Annotated in this window: 4 protein-coding genes and 1 riboswitch; of the genes, 3 read left to right on the top strand and 1 reads right to left on the bottom strand. The window is 64.7% G+C overall.

The window, feature by feature from the left end:
- Window positions 1-531: hypothetical protein (locus tag FWD29_10000; GenBank protein ID MCL2804261.1), on the bottom strand; the 531-nt coding region annotated here is incomplete at its 3' end.
- Window positions 530-655, top strand: a riboswitch (cobalamin riboswitch). (Overlaps the previous gene by 2 nt.)
- Window positions 656-749: 94 nt before the next feature.
- Here FWD29_10000 and FWD29_09995 point away from each other — a divergent pair.
- The 3 genes from FWD29_09995 to FWD29_09985 form a co-directional block, all read left to right on the top strand.
- Window positions 750-1,799, top strand: a complete 1,050-nt coding sequence (locus FWD29_09995; protein MCL2804260.1) for a terpene cyclase/mutase family protein — start codon at window positions 750-752, stop codon at window positions 1,797-1,799.
- The gene (locus FWD29_09990; protein ID MCL2804259.1) at window positions 1,796-2,410 is read left to right on the top strand and encodes a hypothetical protein; all 615 of its coding nucleotides are present in this window, start codon (window positions 1,796-1,798) and stop codon (window positions 2,408-2,410) included. Before FWD29_09995 ends, FWD29_09990 begins: the two co-directional genes overlap by 4 nt.
- A partial coding sequence (locus FWD29_09985) for an energy-coupling factor transporter transmembrane protein EcfT (protein MCL2804258.1) occupies window positions 2,407-3,495 on the top strand: 1,089 nt, incomplete at its 3' end. The genes FWD29_09990 and FWD29_09985, both read left to right, overlap by 4 nt.

The following is a 3,495-nucleotide window of genomic DNA, read 5'->3' as shown; positions in this document are numbered from 1 at the left end:
TTTTTCGCCCGGCGCGGCCGCCGCCAACGTCGACTCGTGGGTGGGTGGAGGCTGGGGGTTGAACCAGGTTTGGCCCCAGGTGAATTGCTCCCAGGGCGAGGCTTGGCGCTCAGCCTCAGTGGCCTGAGGCGGCGCAGAGTCTTCCTGAACTGGCTGGTCATCGGCAGCTGGCTTGGAGGCGGGCGGTGGCGAACTGGCTTGAAGCCGCCAACCGGTCCCACCGCCGCTCGACCAGGGGCGCGGCTCGGCCCAAGACGGCCGGCTTGGGGCCAGTTTGCCTGGAGTGGGCTGGTCCAGGTTTTCAATGCCCGATGACGCGGCGTCACCTTCCGTAGCCGAACCTTGCTCGCGCAGCTGTTTGCGCGTCGCCGGGCCGGCGCCTTGGTCGGATTGAACCACGAAACGACCATAGCCGATAAACCCCCAAAACTTCCCGGTTGGCTCCTTGACCAGTCTCTTCACCTGAGTGCCATCATTGGCCGCAGGCGAAATCTCGGCTAGCGAAGCCCATTCCGCTAGCGTCGCAGCCACCAACCGGTATGCTCATGCAGTCAATGCCATGCCATGGGGGAAGCCGGTTCGAAGCCGGCGCTGACCCGCAACCGTGGGCGAGGGGTGACCCTCGTAAGCCGGAATACCTATGGTGAGGCAAGCGGCTCCACAATTACTGTCGAGGTCTACAGCGTGCGGAGTGCGGGCTAAACCGCCACTCTTGCGCGGGACCGCTGAAGAAAGGTATTCGCTCAGCGATGAAATCAACCAAGAAGGCCCTGCGCATTGCCGCGGCCGGATTGCTGGCCGGTGCGGTGATGCTGGGTGGCTGTAGTACGTCTTCGCCCAAGCCCACTCCCAGCGATTCGCCGTCAATACGCAAGGATCCGTTCGAGGCCGCCAAGGCCGGCGCAGCCTGGCTCAAAGGACACATCGTCGAAGACTCCTACCTCGAAGGCGAGGTCATTGAGAAAGATGTTGGCCTAACCATCGATGCCCTCTTTGCCTTCGCCGCAGCCCAAGACTGGGATACGGCCAACTCCCTGGCTGCCTGGGTGTCCCAGCCAGGTGCAATCGATGACTACGCCTCTGACGCCCCGACCATGTCCTACCCCGGGGCGATCGCCAAAATGGGCCTGGCATTGACCCTGGAACAGATCAAGTATCCAGAAGACATTGCCGCCTCGCGGCAGACTGTGGCCACCCGGTTGGTCGCTCGGCTGCAAGAGGACGGCCGGTTTGTCGACGATTCGGCCTACGCCGATTCGTCCAACCCGATTGGCCAGTCATTTGCCATCATTTTCCTGATCAAAGTCGAACAGTTGGGCGAGCTGAGCGCTGATCCGGTGGACTATCTGGTCAGCCAGGCTTGTGAAGATGGCTCGTTCCCAGACCAATTCGATCCGCCGGGTGGTTGCGTCGGATCTGTTGATGCGACCGCCTATGCCATCGAAGCCTTGTCAGCTGTGGACAATCCGGCACACTTTTCGGTGGTGACTAAGGCTGCCGATTGGCTGGTGGCCCAGCAAGACGACCAAGGTCGGTGGTCTTCGATTATGGGAGACACCTCGGTCAACTCGACGGCCCAGGCCGTCCTGGCCTTGGGCAGCGTTCGATCCGGCCCCACCAACACCGCCGTCGCCAACGGCTGGACCGCGTTGGCCACCTGGCAGCTCGAGAACGGCGCCTTCCCGGTAGGCGGCGATTTCTCTCCCAAGGCCGAGCCTGATGTCCGGGCCACCAACGCCGGTGTAGTTGGCACAGCCCAGGCAGACCTAGCCAAGCTAGTGGGGTTGGCCAGGCCGTGAACCTGGCCGCCTTGAGCCTGGTTCTAGGGCTTGGGGCGGGGGGCCTGGCGCTGGCCGGCTCGGACAGCTTGCCGGCCGCAACCAGCTGGACCGACGGGCCCTGTGTCGGAGGAGTTGGTGTCACGGTGGTAGTCCAAGGTGACCAAACCAGCCAGGTTCGCTGCGCGCCGGGTGCCTTCGACTCGGCCCTGGACGCCACCCAGGCAGCCGGTTTCGTGACCGAGTTTCGTCCCGGTTTCCCCGGCATGGTCTGCGTCATCGACGGCCTTCCGAACCCCTGCAACGGCGCCCCGGCCACCGCCTACTGGTCCTATTGGCAGGTCAAAGACGGCGATTGGGCCTACGCCTCGGTTGGCGCCGGCGCCGACCCAGCGCCGGTTGATACCGTTTTCGCCTGGGCTTATGGTTCTGGCCAAGCGCCGGTCGCCGCCCCGCCAGTTCCGGCCAAGGCCACCAAAGCGGGCAGCCCCAGTCCGATGCCGGCAACTTGCCTCGACGAGTCAACCTCGCTCTGCGCCGGTGGCACGCCTTGGGTGACACTTGGCGTGGTGGCGATCTGTGTGGTGTTGGTGGGCGTGGCCATATTGGTGGTTCTTAGGCGCCAGCGGTGAGCGGCTCGGTTCACCCAGGCGCCTGGTGGGCTTGGGCCTTGGCCTTGGCCTTGGCCGCTTCTGCCACCACCAATCCCTTGGTCTTGGGCTTGTTGGCCTGTCTAAGTGTGTTGGTGACGGTGGTTTGCCGCCAGGATCAACCGTGGGTGGCGTCGTTGCGGCTGTATCTGCTGTTGGCGTTGGCCGTGTTGGTGATACGCCTGTTCTTTTATCTGGTTTTCGCTGCCCAAACCCCCGCGCTTGGTCCGGTTGTTTTGCCGGCGCCAACCCTCACGGTGCCGGGCACCGGCCTGGTTTTGTTTGGGCCGGTGCACTTCGACGCTTTTTATGGCGGTCTGCGCGATGCCCTGCGCCTAGCCACGCTGATCCTGTGTGTTGGCGCCGCCAACTGCTTGGCCAGTCCCAAGAAGACGCTAGCGGCCTTACCTCATGCCCTGCGCCAGGTTGGCACGGCCCTGGTAGTGGCTCTAACCGTCTTTCCGCAATTGGCTCAATCGGTCGTCAGAGTGCGTCGAACCGCCCACCTGCGCGGTCCCGCCCCCAACCGGCGGGCCGCCGCGTTGCGGGTGGTTTTTCCAGTGCTGGCTGATTCGCTCGACCGGTCGCTTGGCCTAGCGGCTTCGCTTGAGTGCCGCGGCTACGGACAGGGCGGGATCGCGGCCAGCCGTCCGCTGCGGGTCACCAGGACGGTAACAATGTGCGTTTCGATGGCGCTAATGTCCGGCGGGGCGATGGCCTTGTCTGGGGCGTTGGCCCTGCCCGGCTGGGTTGGCGTTGTGGCGTTGGCCGCGGGCCTTGGCGGTTTGGCTTGGACCGCCCGTTCGCTTGGCCAAGGCCGGACCATCAGCCGCTACCGCCCTGGCCGGTGGGGCCCAAAAGAATGGCTGGTTTTGGGTTCTGGACTGGCTGTGCCTTTCGGCCTGCTGGTGGCCACGGTCTTGTCCCCGGGTTGGCTCAACCCATCGGCTTTGATCTGGCCGACCTTGCCCTGGCCAGCCGCCATTGGCTTGGCCAGCGCCGCCTTGCCACTGCTGCTCGCCACCACCGAGACCAAGGCAGAGCCAGCCGCCGACGCGGCCGGCCAG

Source organism: Micrococcales bacterium, from assembly GCA_009784895.1.
Taxonomy (GTDB): domain Bacteria; phylum Actinomycetota; class Actinomycetes; order Actinomycetales; family WQXJ01; genus WQXJ01.
This window is presented reverse-complemented; position numbering and strand designations above follow the sequence as displayed.